At 72.2% G+C, this 13,518-nt stretch carries 12 protein-coding genes; 9 read left to right on the top strand and 3 right to left on the bottom strand.

What is annotated here, in order from left to right; all coding sequences use genetic code 11:
* Nucleotides 1–890 (top strand): amidohydrolase family protein (locus QM633_RS10740; protein WP_415153751.1); only part of this gene is annotated, 890 nt, incomplete at its 5' end.
* Here the strand turns inward: QM633_RS10740 and QM633_RS10735 are convergent.
* Nucleotides 818–1,582: an IclR family transcriptional regulator gene (locus QM633_RS10735; protein WP_415153750.1), complete on the bottom strand. Its 765-nt coding sequence runs from the start codon at nucleotides 1,580–1,582 to the stop codon at nucleotides 818–820. The two genes, QM633_RS10740 and QM633_RS10735, sit on opposite strands and share 73 nt — an antisense overlap.
* A gap of 200 nt (nucleotides 1,583–1,782) precedes the next feature.
* Between QM633_RS10735 and QM633_RS10730 the strand changes: the two genes are divergently transcribed.
* The 6 genes from QM633_RS10730 (at nucleotide 1,783) to QM633_RS10705 (ending at nucleotide 7,829) form a co-directional block, all read left to right on the top strand.
* Complete coding sequence (locus tag QM633_RS10730; RefSeq protein WP_415153749.1) at nucleotides 1,783–2,322, top strand: hypothetical protein; 540 nt, start codon at nucleotides 1,783–1,785, stop codon at nucleotides 2,320–2,322.
* 12 nt (nucleotides 2,323–2,334) lie between these two features.
* Nucleotides 2,335–2,772, top strand: coding sequence for a hypothetical protein (locus tag QM633_RS10725; RefSeq protein ID WP_415153748.1), 438 nt, complete (start codon nucleotides 2,335–2,337; stop codon nucleotides 2,770–2,772).
* Nucleotides 2,773–2,860: 88 nt separating this feature from the next.
* The gene (locus QM633_RS10720; protein WP_415153747.1) at nucleotides 2,861–4,444 is read left to right on the top strand and encodes an ABC transporter substrate-binding protein; all 1,584 of its coding nucleotides are present in this window, start codon (nucleotides 2,861–2,863) and stop codon (nucleotides 4,442–4,444) included.
* A gap of 27 nt (nucleotides 4,445–4,471) precedes the next feature.
* Nucleotides 4,472–5,425: an ABC transporter permease gene (locus tag QM633_RS10715; protein WP_415153746.1), complete on the top strand. Its 954-nt coding sequence runs from the start codon at nucleotides 4,472–4,474 to the stop codon at nucleotides 5,423–5,425.
* Nucleotides 5,422–6,276 (top strand): ABC transporter permease, encoded by an 855-nt coding sequence (locus tag QM633_RS10710; protein ID WP_415153745.1) that lies wholly within the window; start codon nucleotides 5,422–5,424, stop codon nucleotides 6,274–6,276. Before QM633_RS10715 ends, QM633_RS10710 begins: the two co-directional genes overlap by 4 nt.
* Entirely contained in the window at nucleotides 6,273–7,829 is a 1,557-nt protein-coding gene (locus QM633_RS10705; RefSeq protein ID WP_415153744.1) for an ABC transporter ATP-binding protein, read from the top strand. The genes QM633_RS10710 and QM633_RS10705 overlap by 4 nt, the downstream gene beginning before the upstream one ends.
* A gap of 37 nt (nucleotides 7,830–7,866) precedes the next feature.
* Here QM633_RS10705 and gcvT read toward each other — a convergent pair whose 3' ends face one another.
* Both gcvT and QM633_RS10695 read right to left on the bottom strand, forming a co-directional pair.
* Nucleotides 7,867–8,961: a glycine cleavage system aminomethyltransferase GcvT gene (gene gcvT, locus QM633_RS10700; RefSeq protein ID WP_415153743.1), complete on the bottom strand. Its 1,095-nt coding sequence runs from the start codon at nucleotides 8,959–8,961 to the stop codon at nucleotides 7,867–7,869.
* A 27-nt stretch (nucleotides 8,962–8,988) separates the two neighbouring features.
* A complete protein-coding gene (locus QM633_RS10695) occupies nucleotides 8,989–10,113 on the bottom strand; it encodes an iron-containing alcohol dehydrogenase (RefSeq protein ID WP_415153742.1) in 1,125 nt (374 codons plus the stop codon).
* 215 nt (nucleotides 10,114–10,328) lie between these two features.
* On the opposite strand from QM633_RS10695, the gene QM633_RS10690 reads away from it, so the two are divergent.
* A complete protein-coding gene (locus tag QM633_RS10690) occupies nucleotides 10,329–11,825 on the top strand; it encodes a leucyl aminopeptidase (protein WP_415153741.1) in 1,497 nt (498 codons plus the stop codon).
* 2 nt (nucleotides 11,826–11,827) lie between these two features.
* Nucleotides 11,828–13,375 (top strand): FAD-dependent oxidoreductase, encoded by a 1,548-nt coding sequence (locus QM633_RS10685; protein ID WP_415153740.1) that lies wholly within the window; start codon nucleotides 11,828–11,830, stop codon nucleotides 13,373–13,375.
* Nucleotides 13,376–13,518 lie beyond the last annotated feature (143 nt).

The raw sequence follows: 13,518 nt of genomic DNA, 5'->3' as shown, positions 1-13,518 counted from the left end.
GCATCCGCACGACGGTCGCGGCCACACGGGCGGCGACCGAGGCGGACCTCGACCGGCTGGCCCGCCGCCGGCTGGCCGAGCTGCGCCGCCAGGGCACGACGACCGTGGAGATCAAGAGCGGCTACGGGCTCGACGTCGACACCGAGGAGCGGCTGCTGCGGGTGGCGTCGGGGCTCAGTGGGGAGACCACCTTCCTCGGCGCGCACGTGGTGCCGGCCGGCTCGGGCGCCGACCAGTACGTCGCGCTGGTCACCGGCGAGATGCTCACCCGGTGCGCGCCGCTGGCGAAGTGGGTGGACGTGTTCTGCGAGAGCGGCGCCTTCGACGCCGACCAGGCGCGGACCGTCCTGGAGGCCGGGATCGCCGCCGGACTGCGCCCCCGCGTCCACGCCAACCAGCTCGGCCACGGGCCGGGCGTGCAGCTGGCCTGCGAGGTCGGCGCGGCCGCCGCCGACCACTGCACCTACCTCACCGACGCCGACGTGAGCGCGCTGGCCGGCGCGGGCGTCGTGGCAGGCCTGCTGCCGGGGGTGGAGTTCTCGACCAGGCACCCCTATCCCAATGCCCGCCGCCTGCTGGACGCGGGCGTGACCATCTCGATCGCCACCGACTGCAACCCGGGCACGAGCTACACCTCCTCGATGCCGTTCTGCATCGCGCTCGCCGTGCGCGAGATGGGACTCACCCCCACCGAGGCCCTGCGCGCGGCGACCGCGGGCGGCGCGGCCTCACTGCGACGCACCGACGTCGGCCACCTCGGCGTGGGCGCCCGCGCCGACCTCGCCGTGCTGGACGCCCCCAGCCACCTGCACCTGGCCTACCGGCCGGGGGTCCCGCTGGTGAGCCGCGTGGTGACCTCCGCCGACGCCCCGAGGCCCGCCGACAGCTGAGCACCGTGGCCGGCCAGCGCCTCACCGAACCGGTGCAGGTCGGCCAGGCTGGTCCGGTAGCGCGGGGCGCTGACGCTCAGCGCGCCCACCACGACACCGCGGTGGTCGTGGACGGGCACGGCCACCGCATCCACCTCGTTCTCCTCGCGACTGGACACCGCGTAGCCACCCGGGCCGACCAGCCCGTCCATCGCCATGCCGAGCGCGGTGTCCTGGCGGGGAATCGTGCGTCCGACCCAGCCGATGGCCTGGACCAGCTGGCCCGGGGCCATCACCTGGCGCAGGTAGAGCACCTCGTCGGGACCCAGCGGGATGCCGAGCGATGCCACCTCCCTCGTCGAGGCGGCCAGCGCCTCGAGATGTGGCTGGCTGAGCTCGTACAGCGGGTCGTCACGCAGCGCGGCGGCGGCGACCTGCTTGAGCCGGACGCCGGTCCGGTAGCCGCCGTCGTCCTCGCGGCCCACCAGGCCGTGGCGGATCAGCGTGTCCAGCAACCGCGACGCGGTGCTCGGCGAGAGCGCCACCGATCGGGCCAGGCTGGTCAGGGTGCTGCCTCCCTCGGCGGCCAGCACGGCGTCGAGCAGGCTGAGCGCCCGGTCGACCGTCCTGGTCGAGGTCGCGTCCGCCGCCGGGTTGGCGGCCGGTCGGCCGACCCTGCGGTGGGCGGACGTGGGGGGTGGGTCCTGAGTCATTCGGTGACCTCCATGTCGATTCGACCGCATCCTATTTTCCAGCCAGTGGCAGCGTGTTTCACCCGTGTTACCACTCAGTGAAAGCTAATCACACGTACTGAAAAACTGTCGATTTCGGCCCTATCGTCGTGTCGCGGGCTCGACCCCGCAACACAGCCCGGCCGGTCCGGCCGGGAAGCGACGAGAAAGGCACGGAATCCGTGGTTGCACAAGCTGAGGTCCGCCGGGAGGTCGGCACGGTCGCTGAGGTGATCGCGCAGATCGACGCGGCCCGTGACGCGATCTGGGAGACCCCGCCGCAGGAGGTGCTCGACCTGTGCTCGGGCGTCGTCCCCCGCGGCACCGGGGCGAAGAACAACTACCTCTCGACGATGATCTTCGCCGAGAACGAACTGCGCACCCTCACCGACGAGATCCTCTGGTTCGCGTGGGTGACCGCGACGCGGCGGCCCGAGTCCGACCTGGCCACGCTGGTGGCCTACATGGACGAGATGGGCCAGTACAAGGCGAACATGAACGACTACGTCGGCCTCCCCGAGGCCGGCGAGGTGATGAAGCTCTACGTGGGCGGCATCCGCAAGGCGGCGAACCTGCAGGAGTTCGCCGACCTCACCCAGTCGGTGATGACCTACATGAACCGCGTCCACGGCTGGGTCGACATCGGCTTCCCCTGGGGCCTGGTCAACGGCTTCAAGCGCGTCAACCCCCTGCGTCGGATCGCCGACGCCCAGCAGGCCTGAGGAGGCACCTCCATGCGCATCACCTTCAACCTCGGCGGCGAGGACGTCGCGGTCATCGAGATCTGGGAGGACAAGGTTCCCGAGCTCGCGGCCAAGATCGCCGACGCCCTGCCGTTCGCGACCTACCTGCAGCACGGGAAGCTGACCGGCGACCTGCTGCTGATGCAGACCAAGATCCTCGCCGACTGGGAGAACATCTTCTATCCCGAGGACCTCGCCGCCGAGGTGGCGGCGAAGGGCACCGAGATCCGCGGCGCGGTCTCCTACTACGGGCCCCGCCAGCAGATCTCGATCATGTACGGCAACGACATCCCGCCCGAGCCGCTGCCGGTCTCGGCCATCGGCTGGGTCGTGGAGGGTGCGGACAAGCTCGACGAGATCGGCACCCGCGCCTGGCTGGAGCCCGGCACCAGAATCTGGCTCTCCCTGGAGGAACCCACCCCTTCCTGAGCCGCCGAAGCGGTGTTGGCCGGCATCCCTCCCCGGCCAACACCCTCGCCCTCCCGAGTCCACATCCGAACCGCGAAATGAGATGACCATGGGACACGCACCACTCGCACCGGGGAACGCCGAAGGCGCTCCCACCCGCCGACGGCCGAGGCTCCTCGGCCGGCTCACCGCCCTGGCCGCGGCCGCCGCGCTGCTGGCCGCCTGCTCGGCCGAACCGACCACCACCGGCTCCGCGTCCACGAGCGCCGAGCCCACCGTCCTCCGGGTCGGGGTGGTCTCGCTGAGCGACTCCGACGCCCTCGACCCCGCCGAGGCGACCACCACGGGCGGCTACATCCTCTCCCGCCAGCTGTTCGACACGCTCACCGAGTACGGCACGGACGGCGCGTGGAAGCCGCAGCTCGCCGCGTCCGTCACGCCGGGAGACACCGCGAAGACCTGGACGGTGGTGCTCAACGACGCGACCTGGTCGGACGGCACGACCGTGACCGCCGACGACGTGGTGGCCACCGTCAAGCGCTGGTTCAGCAAGAAGCTGCCACCGTCCGGCTCGCTGCCGTTCGTCGACCCCGACAAGGTGGTGGCGACCGACGCCAAGACGATCACCTTCACCCTGAAGTACCCGACGCTCACCTTCCCCGAGGCGCTGGCCAGCCCGACGATGGCGATCGTGCCGTCCGACTTCGACGCCACCAAGCCGGTCGGGTCCGGTCCGTTCGTGCTGGCCAGCAACGACCCGGGCGTCCAGCTCACGTTCACCGCCAACCCGGACTACTTCGCGGGGAAGGCGGGGGTCGACCAGCTGGAGGTGAAGAGCTTCCCCGACTCCGCCTCCGCCGCGTCCGCACTGACCGCCGGCCAGATCGAGGTCGACGCCAGCCTCGACCCGTCCCTGGTCGACACCGTGAAGGGGGTGGACGGCTACCAGGTCTTCGACTACTCCACGAGCGGCTCGCTGACCTGGGTGATGAACACCAGGAAGAAGCCGTTCAACGATCCCGTCGTCCGGCAGGCACTGCGCCTGGCCGTCGACCGGCAACAGCTGATCGATCAGGTCTACAACGGCTACGGCAAGCTCGGCAACGACATCTTCAACCCGTTCGACCCGATGTACAACGCCAGCCTGCCGCAGCGGAGCTACGACCCGGAGGCGGCCAAGAAGCTGCTCACCGATGCCGGCTACACACTGCCGGTGACCGTGGAACTGGTCGGCACCAACAACCAGCCGACCAGCGAGCGGCAGAACGAGGCGCTGGTCGAGCAGGCCAAGGCCGCGGGCTTCGACGTCGAGTACACCTTCGTCGACAGCGCCACCTTCTACGGTGACGCCTACGGCACCTACCCGCTGTCGCTCAGCTACTGGGGCTTCCTGGGGATCTTCGACCAGGCGGCGTTCACCGTCACGAAGACCGCGCCGTACAACTCCTCGCACTGGACCGACACCGAGTTCGACAAGCTGTACGACGAGGCCGTGCAGACCGTCGACGACACCAAACGGAAGGAGCTGGTCGCCCGGATGCAGACCATCGAGTACGACAGCGGCGCCTACATCGTGCCCCTGTTCCTGAGCACGGTGGTCGGCCTGTCGGCGACCGTGACCGGGGCGCAGGCCTACCCGAACTCGGACGGCGCCTTCGGCTACAACTTCCGGATCCTCTCCCTCCAGGGCTGATCCGGGACGATGCAGGACTCTCGAACGGTGGGCGCCCGCCTGGTGATCAGGCGGGTGCTCACCGGTGTCGCCATGCTGGTGACGGTCTCCGTCATCGTCTTCGCCGCCACCCAGGCCCTGCCCGGCGACATCGCGCGGACGATCCTCGGGCAGGGCGCGACCGCAGAACAGCTGGCCCGGCTCCGGGCCGAGCTCGGGCTCGACGCGCCGGCCTGGCAGCAGTACCTGCACTGGGTCTCCGGGCTGCTCAGCGGCAACCTGGGCACCTCGCTGGCGTCCGGGACGCCCGTCGCGGAGCTCCTGCGGGTCCGGGTCGTGAACTCGGCCACCGTGGTGCTGGTCGCCCTGCTGATCACGCTGCCGCTCGGCCTCCTGCTCGGCCTGCTCGCGGCCCGCCGGGCCGGTGGCGGCCTGGACGTGGGCATCTCCGGCGCCGTCCAGGTGATCCTCTCGCTGCCGGAGTTCGTGGTCGGCATCGTCCTCGTCGTGCTGTTCGGTGGTGGCCTGTTCCGCCTGCTACCGCCGACCTCCCCGCTCGACCCGCGGCACCTGGCGTGGACGCAGCCGCGACTGCTGGTGCTGCCGATCGCCACCATGGTGCTGATCGCCCTGCCGCACCTGACCGAGGCGACCAAGACCCTGCTGCGCGAGGAGCTCGCCGGCGACTACGTGCGCTGGGCGCGGCTCAGCGGGCTGGGGGACGCACGGCTGCTCACCCGCTACGCCCTGCCCAACACCTGGGGCCCGGTCGCCCAGGTGGCCGGCGTCACCGTGAACTACCTGCTCGGCGGCGTGGTCGCCGTCGAGACGGTCTTCGCCTTCCCCGGCATCGGCTCGGAACTGGTCAGCGCGGTCGGATCGCGCGACATCGTGGTGGTGCAGGTGATCGCGATGGGCATCGCGACCATCCTGCTGGTCACCTTCCTGCTGGCCGACCTGGTCGGGCTGCTCACCAACCCGCGGCTGAGGAGTTCGGAATGAGCGTCGTACACGCGCAGCACTCCCGGGCGTCCACCTCGGTGTGGAGCTTCCTGCGCCGCGACCCGCGGTTCTGGGGCGGCTGCGTCGTGGTGGCGCTGGTGGCCGCGCTGGCCGTCCTCGGGCCCTTCCTGGCCCCTCACGAGCCCGGCCAGTTCGTCGGCCGGCTCTACAGCAGGCCGAGCGCCGACCACTGGCTCGGCACCGACGTGCTCGGCAGGGACGTGCTCAGCCGGCTGCTGGTCGGCGGCCGGGTGTTCCTGCTGCAGGGACTGGCCGCGGCGACGCTCGGCGTGCTGGCCGGGGTACTGCTGGGGATCCTGCTCGGGGTCGCGCAGGGCCGGCTCGCCGCCGTCCTGCTGTTCTGCAGCGACTCGGTGATGGTGATCCCCCAGATCCTGCTCGTGCTGCTGGTCCTGGCCGCGTTCGGCAGTGCGCCGCTCACCCTGACGATCGCGGTCGCGCTCGCGCAGGTGGCCTACACCGCGCGGGTGATCCTCGCCGCGACCGGGCGGGTGGTCACCGAGGACTACTACCGCGCCGCGCGCGCGGTCGGCATGGGGACGGGTGCCCTGGTCGTCCGCGAGGTGCTGCCGAACGTCGCCCCGGCCGTGCTGGTGGAGTACGGCGTCCGAGCGTCGATCAGCTTCGTCGCGCTGGCCTCGCTGAGCTACCTCGGCTTCGGCAGCGGCGACGTGGACTGGGGAGCCATGATCCATGAGAACCAGGGCGGGATCGCCCTCCAGCCGTGGGCTGTGGTCGCGCCGGTCGCGGTGCTGGCCGCCTTCCTGCTGGGCATGAACGTGTTGCGCGACGCCCTGGCCCGCGCCCTCGCCGCGAGGTCGGCCCGATGAACGCCGTGGCGCGGGTGGCCGACCTCGGCATCGGGGTGGGCGCAGGCGGACCGCTGATCCTCGCCGGGCTCGACCTCGAACTCGCGCCCGGCGAGGTGCTCGGCGTCGCCGGGGAGACCGGGAGCGGCAAGTCCACCCTCGGCCTGGCCCTGCTCGGCCACCTGGGACCCGGCCTGCGCCGGCGCAGCGGCCGGGTCGAGGTGGTGGACGCCGAGGTGATCGGCGACCACCCGGTCGCCGGCCCCGTGCTGCGTGGCCTGCGCGGCCGCCGGGTGGCGTACGTGCCGCAGGATCCTTCCGGGGCGCTGGCCCCGCACCTGCGGATCGAGGAGTCGTTCGCGGAACTCCACCGCGCGCACCGGGTGCCGTTCGCGTCCAGCCGGAGGGCGGAACTGTTCGCCCGGGTCGGGTTGCCCGCCGACGACGCGTTCGCCCGGCGCTACCCGCACGAGCTCAGCGGCGGCCAGCAGCAGCGGGTGGCGATCGCGCTCGCCTTCTGCCTGGAGCCGTCGCTGGTCGTGATGGACGAGCCGACCACCGGACTGGACGTCACCACGAAGCTGCTGATCGCCGATCTGGCCCGCGACCTCGCCGCCGAGCAGCAGGCGGCGGTGGTGTTCATCAGCCACGACCTGCCGCTGCTGTTCCGCGTCGCCCAGCGCCTGGTGGTGATGCACGACGGCGAGGTGGTCGAGACCGGCACGGTCGAGGCGGTCCTCGCCCACGCCCGGCACCCCTACACCCGGCGCCTGCTGGACGCGTGGCGCCTCGGCGGCGCCCCGGCGGCCCCCGCGGCCGACGACCGCCAGGTGCTCGGGGTGCGGGCGCTGTCCGCCCGGTACGGGACGGTCGAGATCACTCACGACCTCGACCTCAGCCTCGGCGTCGGCGAGTGCGTGGCCGTGGTGGGCGAGTCCGGTAGCGGGAAGACGACCACCGCGCGGGCGATCTGCGGGCTGCACGCCGACTACGACGGACGCGTCCTGCTGCACGGCGAGCAATTGGCCCCCGACGTCGCCCACCGGGACCGGGCCCAGCGCCGGGCACTCCAGTACGTGTTCCAGAACCCGTGGGGATCGTTGAACCCGCGCCGTCGGGTGGGGGCGTCGGTGGCGATCGCCGCGCAGTACCTCCGCGGCCTGAACCGGTGGGACGCGGCCGACCTCGCCGTCCGCCTGCTGGAGGATGTGGGCCTGCGGGCCGACCACGCGGACGCGATGCCCCAGCATCTCAGTGGCGGCCAGCGGCAGCGGGCCGCCCTGGCCCGCGCGCTCGCGGCCGACCCCCAGGTGCTGGTGTGCGACGAGGTGACCAGCTCGCTGGACGCGTCCGTCCAGGCCGACATCGTGGCCCTGCTCCAGCGGATCCAGGCCGAACGAGGCCTGGGGATGGTGTTCATCACCCACGACCTGGCGCTGGCCGCGGCGATCGCCCACCGCGTCCTCGTGCTGAAGGACGGCCGGGTCGTCGAGAGCGGACCGGCCCGCGACGTCCTGACCAGGCCGACGCACGAGTACACCGCGGAACTGGTCCGGGCGGCCCGGCTGGACTGAACCCCGGCGCCCGGCCCGCTTGCTCTCCTGGCGACCGTTACGCCTCCCGGACGCCGGGTTCGACGAACGGGGGCTTGACCACCTCGAAAGCCTCCCGGCGGTCGCGCACGACCACGTCGACGGTGTCGCCGACCTTCACGGTGCGCTCGATCAGGGCGAGCGCGATGCCGGTGCCGAGGGTCGGGGAGAAGGTGCCGGAGGTCACCGCTCCGACGGCGTCACCGGACGCCTCGACCTGCATGTGCGGACGGGGAATGCCACGTCCGACCGCTTTCAGGCCGCGCAATAGCGGCCCGGACTTCTCCGCCCGCTGCGTGCGCAGGGCGTCCGCGCCCCAGAACTCGTCCTTGTCCCAACCGACCGCCCAGTTGAGGTTGGCCATCACCGGGGAGATCTCCGGGCTGAGGTCGTGGCCGTGCAGCGGGTAGCCCATCTCCGTGCGCAGGGTGTCCCTGGCGCCGAGCCCGCACGGCAGCAGGTCGTACTCGGCCCCCGCGGCCAGCACCCCGTCCCACACCAGGCCGGCGGACGCGGCCGGAACGATCAGCTCGTAGCCACGCTCCCCGGTGTAGCCGGTGCGGCACACGATCAGCTCTGTGCCGGCGTAGCTGGCGGTCACGAAGGTGAGGTAGTCGTGCCCGGTGGGCAGCTCGAGGGCGTCCAGCACCTCGTCCGAGCTCGTGCCCTGGACGGCGATCACCGCATGCCCGGTGTGCTCATTGGCGACCGTGATGCCCTCCGGTGCGGCCGCGGCCAGCAGGCCGAAGACGGTGTCGTTGTTGGCGGCGTTGGGGACGAGGAACACCTCCTCGGCTGAGATCAGGTAGGTGAAGATGTCGTCCACGACACCGCCGGCAGAGTTGCAGCACAGCGTGTACTGGGCCTGTCCGGGCGCGATCCGGCCCAGGTCGTTGGTGAGGCAGCGGTTCACGAAGGCCGCTGCGCCCTCCCCGGTGACCCGGAGTTTGCCGAGATGGCTCACGTCGAAGACGCCCACCGCCGTCCGCACCGCCCGGTGCTCGGCGACCACGCCCGAGTACTGCAACGGCATCAGCCAGCCGCCGAACTCGGAGAACTTCGCGCCGAGGGCGACGTGGCGGTCGTGCAGCGGCGAGTGGAGCGGTTCGGTCATCGGCGGCCCTTTCGTGTCCGGGCCAGCCTAGAGCGAGCGCCGCAGGATCTCCGCGAAGTCCTCGGGCGTGACCGGGACGGGGTTGCCCTTCGTGCTGGACGCGTTCGCCGCGGCCTCGGCGACGGCGGGGATGCCGTCCTCGGTGAGACCGAGCGACTCCAGACCCTCCACGCCGAGCTCCGCGGTCGTCTCGTTCCACCAGTCCAGCAGCGCGTCGGTGCTGCGGTTCCCGGTCAGGAGTTCGGCCACCTCGGCGTAACGATCGCGCACCCCATCCGAACCGTGCGCGATGTTGAACTCGCAGACCGCCACCATCACCGAAGCCGTGATCGCGCCGTGCGGGGCCCCGCTGTAGCCGCCGAGCGGCCCGGCGATCCCGTGCGCCGCACCCAGCTTGCCGTTGGCCAGCGCCAGCCCGGACAGCAGCGAGCACAGGCTGACGTCGGTGCGCGCGGCCAGGTCGGAACCGTCGGCGTACGCGCGGCGCAGCCCCGATCCCGCGCGCCGGACACCCTCGCGGCAGAAGCCGTCGACCAGCGGGTTCGCGAACGGCGACACGTACGGCTCGATGCACTGCACGAGCGCGTCCAGTCCGGCGTGCGCGGTCACGGCCGGCGGGCAGGCCAGGGTCAGTTCGGGATCGACGATCGCGACCCGGGCCAGCATGGACGGCGAGCGCAGACTCACCTTGACCCTGTGCTCGGTCGAGGTGACCACACCGTTGGCGGTCACCTCCGAGCCGGTGCCCGAGGTGGTGGGCAGGGCAACGAACGGCAGGCAGGGGACGGACAGCGGCCTGCCCTGTCCGATCACCTCCGCGTAGTCCAGCGGGTCGCCGCCGTTGGTGACCAGGGCCGCCACGATCTTGGCCGCGTCCAGCACCGCTCCCCCGCCGAGTCCGACGACCACGTCGGCGCCGTGCTCGCGGGCGGCCTGCGCGCCTGCGCGCACCACGTCCATCGTGGGCTCCCCGCTCACCGCGAAGGTGGCAGCTCCCGGCAGCGTGGCGAGCAGGTCGGCGTACCGGGTCGGGTCCGAGCCGGTGCACACGAACGGACGCGAGCCCAGCGCGGCGACAGCCGGCGCGAGCTCGGAACGGCGCCCGACCCCGAAGGAGATCCGGCCGGCAGTGGCGAAGCTGAAGTCGGTCACACCGGAAGTCTGCACCCACCCGTGACGACGGGCCCAGCAGGTCGGCCGGCGAGGTCGTCCGCACCGGGAGCTGTCAGCGACGCGGAGCTCGTCCAACCCCGCGCAGCCCCACTCCTCGCGATCACCGCGACGAGTTTCCGAGCATCTGTGGACAACTCCGGACTAGGCTCAGGACTCGCACCGGAGCGCCCGTGCCGCGAAGAGAGGATCCCGCCGTGACGTCCACCACCGTGCCCACCATCACCCTGTCGACCAGTGTCGCCAAGGATCCGGGCATTCTCGTGGTCGGGCTGGCGGAGGCCTCGGACGGCGAGGTTCTGGTCGGGCTGCCCGACGACCTCGCGAAGTCGTTCGCCAGGGCGCTCGGCACCGACCTCGCCGAGCTCGCCCGCCAGTTGGGGGGCTCGGCCACGCCCGGCCGCACCGTGCTGGTCCCCGCCCCCGCCGGGCTGCGGGTCGTCGTGGTCGGCCTCGGGCCGATCGACGTCACGCCCGAACAGGTGCGCCGCGCGACCGGCGCCGCCGTGCGCGTGGTCGCCGGCCTCGCCGCACCTGCCCCGAAGACCGTGACGATCAGCCTGGAGACCACCGAGCCCGAGGTGATCAAGGGGGCCGTGGAGGGCGCCCTGCTCGGCGCCTACAGCTACCGTCCGATCGCCCCTGAGGTCCCCGGCATCAGCCAGGTCACGCTGGTCAGCCCGAACAAGCGACCCGAAGCCCGGCAGGCCCTCGACCTCGCGGTGACCACCGCGAAGGCCGTGAACACGGCCCGCGACTGGGTGAACACCCCGGCCAACCTGCTGTACCCCGAGACGTTCGCCGATGCCGCCCGCTCGCTCGCTCGGAACGCCCGGCTCAGCGCGGAGGTGTGGGACGAGAAGGCGCTGGAGAAGGAGGGCTTCGGCGGCATCCTCGCCGTCGGCGGCGGCTCCGAGCGCAAGCCGCGCCTAGTCAAGCTGACCTACGCACCCCGCGGCGCCCGGTTCCACCTGGCCCTGATCGGCAAGGGCATCACCTTCGACACCGGCGGGCTCAACCTCAAGCCCGCCGACGGCATGTACACGATGAAGACGGATATGGCCGGGGCGGCCGCCGTGCTGGCCACCGTCGCGGCGATCGCCGAGCTCGGCCTGCGGATCCGGGTCACCGGCTGGGCCTCGATGGCGGAGAACATGCCCTCGGGCAGCTCCTACCGGCCCTCCGACGTGCTCACGATGTACGGCGGCACGACCGTGGAGAACGGGAACTCCGACGCCGAGGGACGCCTGGTCATGGCGGACGCGCTGGTCAAGGCGTCCGAGGAACACCCGAACCTCGTGCTGGACGTGGCCACCCTCACCGGCGCCTGCATGGTCGCCCTCGGCGAGCGGGTGACCGGGCTGATGGCCAGGGACGACGCGACCGCCGACCTCATCCTCGACGCGGCGGAGGCTGCGGGCGAGCAGTTCTGGCAGCTGCCGATCCCCGAGGACGCCCGCCCCAAGCTGGAGTCGAAGGTCGCCGACCTGAAGTCGACGGCCAACCGGTACGGCGGTGCGCTGACCGCTGCGGCGTTCCTCTCCGAGTTCGTCCCGGCCGACATCCCGTGGGCCCACTTCGACATCGCCGGCCCTGCCTTCAACGAGGGCAACGCCTACGACTACACGCCCTCCGGCGCCACCGGAGCGGCCGTGCGCACCCTCGTCGCGCTCGCGCACGCGCTGGCCGGCTGACCATGGCAGCGGACTTCGATCTCGTCGTCGTCGGCGCCGGTGCGGCCGGCCTGCTCGCCGCCGTCGCGGCCCGGCGCCTCGGCAGCAGCGTCCTCGTCGTGGATGCCGACCCGCTCGCCGGCGGCAGCACGGCGATCTCGGACGGACGCGTCTGGCTGCCCGGCAACCACCTGGCGGCGAAGCTCGCTCCGGACTCGACGGCCGACGCGGACATCTACGTCGAGGCCCTGCTCGGGGAGACCACGCCGGCGTCCTCCGCCGCCCGCCGCGGCGCGTTCACCCGGACCGCGCCGAAGCTGGCCCGCTGGCTCACCTCGTCCAACGTCCCGCTCGCCGTGGTGAGGGGCCTGCCCGATCACCACCCCGACCTGCCGGGGGGCAGGACCCAGGGCCGTGTGCTCGCGCCCCACTCGCTCGACCGCCGCGTACTCGGGCCGTGGGAGGAGTCGCTGCGCACGTCCGGGGAGCGTCCCGGCGGACTCGGCCGGTTCCTGCCGGGCAGCCATGCCACCCGGACCGCCGGTGAGGCCCTCGCGGTGCACCTGCTGCACCGCGCGACCGCCAATGGCGTGGACGTGTGGCTGGACTCCCCCGTGGTCGACCTCCTGATCTCTGGCGAGGCGGTGAGCGGCGTCGTCGTCCGTCACGACGGCGCCGACCACTCAGTGACGGCGGGCCGGGTCCTGCTCGCCAGCGGTGGCTTCGAGCACGACCAGGGACTGCGCGAGGAGTACCTGCCGTTGCCCACCGACCAGGCGTGGTCGACCTCAGGGGCCGACCACAACACCGGCGACCTGCTGAAGCTCGCGACCGCCCGCGGGGCCGCGGCGGCGGAACTCGACGAAGCGTGGTGGACCCCGGTCATGCTCGCCGAGGGCAGGGCGTGGTCGCTCGATGAGGTGCGCGGGCGTCCCCACTGCCTGATCGTGGACGCCGCCGGCGATCGGTTCTTCGACGAGTCCCTGCCGGCGAACACCGCCGGCAGGGCGCTGTACGAGCGCAGCCGCGGCATGCGCGCGGTCCCGTCCTTCCTGATCATGGACAACCGGCACCGCCAGTCCGTCGAGCTGGGCCCGTGGGCGGCCGGATCGACACCCCGCAAGGCCATCGAGTCGGGCGAGATCGTCCGCGCCCACACGCTCAACGACCTGGCCCAGTCGCTCGGTGTCGACAGAGCGGGCTTGTTGGGGACGGCCGTCCGCTTCAACGGGTTCGCGGCCAAGGGCAAGGATCTCGACTTCTCTCGCGGGGAGTCGGCCTGGGCGGCGAGCACGCGGGAGACCGGCAAGCGGCGGACCCCGGCGAAGGTCGACAAACCCCCGTTCTGGGCGGTCAAGGTCTACCCCGGCGACCGGGGCACCAAGGGCGGCCTGCTGATCGACGAGCGCTCCCGCGTGCTGCGCACCGACGGGTCGGCGCTGGACGGCCTGTACGCGTGCGGAGGAGCCGCCGCCTCGATCTTCAAGGGCACGTCGCCGGGGCCGGGCGCCGCGCTGGGCGCCGCGCTGGTGGAGGCGTTCCTCGCCGCCACCGACCAGCCGCGCCCGTAGCGCGCTCCTCCCGTCCGCCCCGAACCGCAGGTCCAGCTCGGACCCCACGTCCGACCCGACGTCCGACCCGGCGGCTCCGACCACGTTTGCTCCCGAAAAGTGGGGTTTGTGCCCGCCATAGGGGGGGAAACGCCCATTTTGGG

Origin of the sequence: Propionicimonas sp., from assembly GCF_047606205.1 — a bacterium.
In the GTDB taxonomy this organism is placed as follows: domain Bacteria; phylum Actinomycetota; class Actinomycetes; order Propionibacteriales; family Propionibacteriaceae; genus Propionicimonas.
Note: the sequence above shows the minus strand (reverse complement) of the source record. Positions and strands in the feature narration are given on the sequence as shown.

Bases quoted from the DNA above. Each gene is read 5' to 3' on its own strand.
- QM633_RS10685 (WP_415153740.1), top strand. From the start codon at position 11,828: ATGGCAGCGGACTTCGATCTCGTCGTCGTCGGCGCCGGTGCGGCCGGC.
- QM633_RS10725 (WP_415153748.1), top strand. From the start codon at position 2,335: ATGCGCATCACCTTCAACCTCGGCGGCGAGGACGTCGCGGTCATCGAG.
- gcvT (WP_415153743.1), bottom strand. From the start codon at position 8,961: ATGACCGAACCGCTCCACTCGCCGCTGCACGACCGCCACGTCGCCCTC.
- QM633_RS10720 (WP_415153747.1), top strand. From the start codon at position 2,861: ATGGGACACGCACCACTCGCACCGGGGAACGCCGAAGGCGCTCCCACC.
- QM633_RS10710 (WP_415153745.1), top strand. From the start codon at position 5,422: ATGAGCGTCGTACACGCGCAGCACTCCCGGGCGTCCACCTCGGTGTGG.
- QM633_RS10735 (WP_415153750.1), bottom strand. From the start codon at position 1,582: ATGACTCAGGACCCACCCCCCACGTCCGCCCACCGCAGGGTCGGCCGA.
- QM633_RS10705 (WP_415153744.1), top strand. From the start codon at position 6,273: ATGAACGCCGTGGCGCGGGTGGCCGACCTCGGCATCGGGGTGGGCGCA.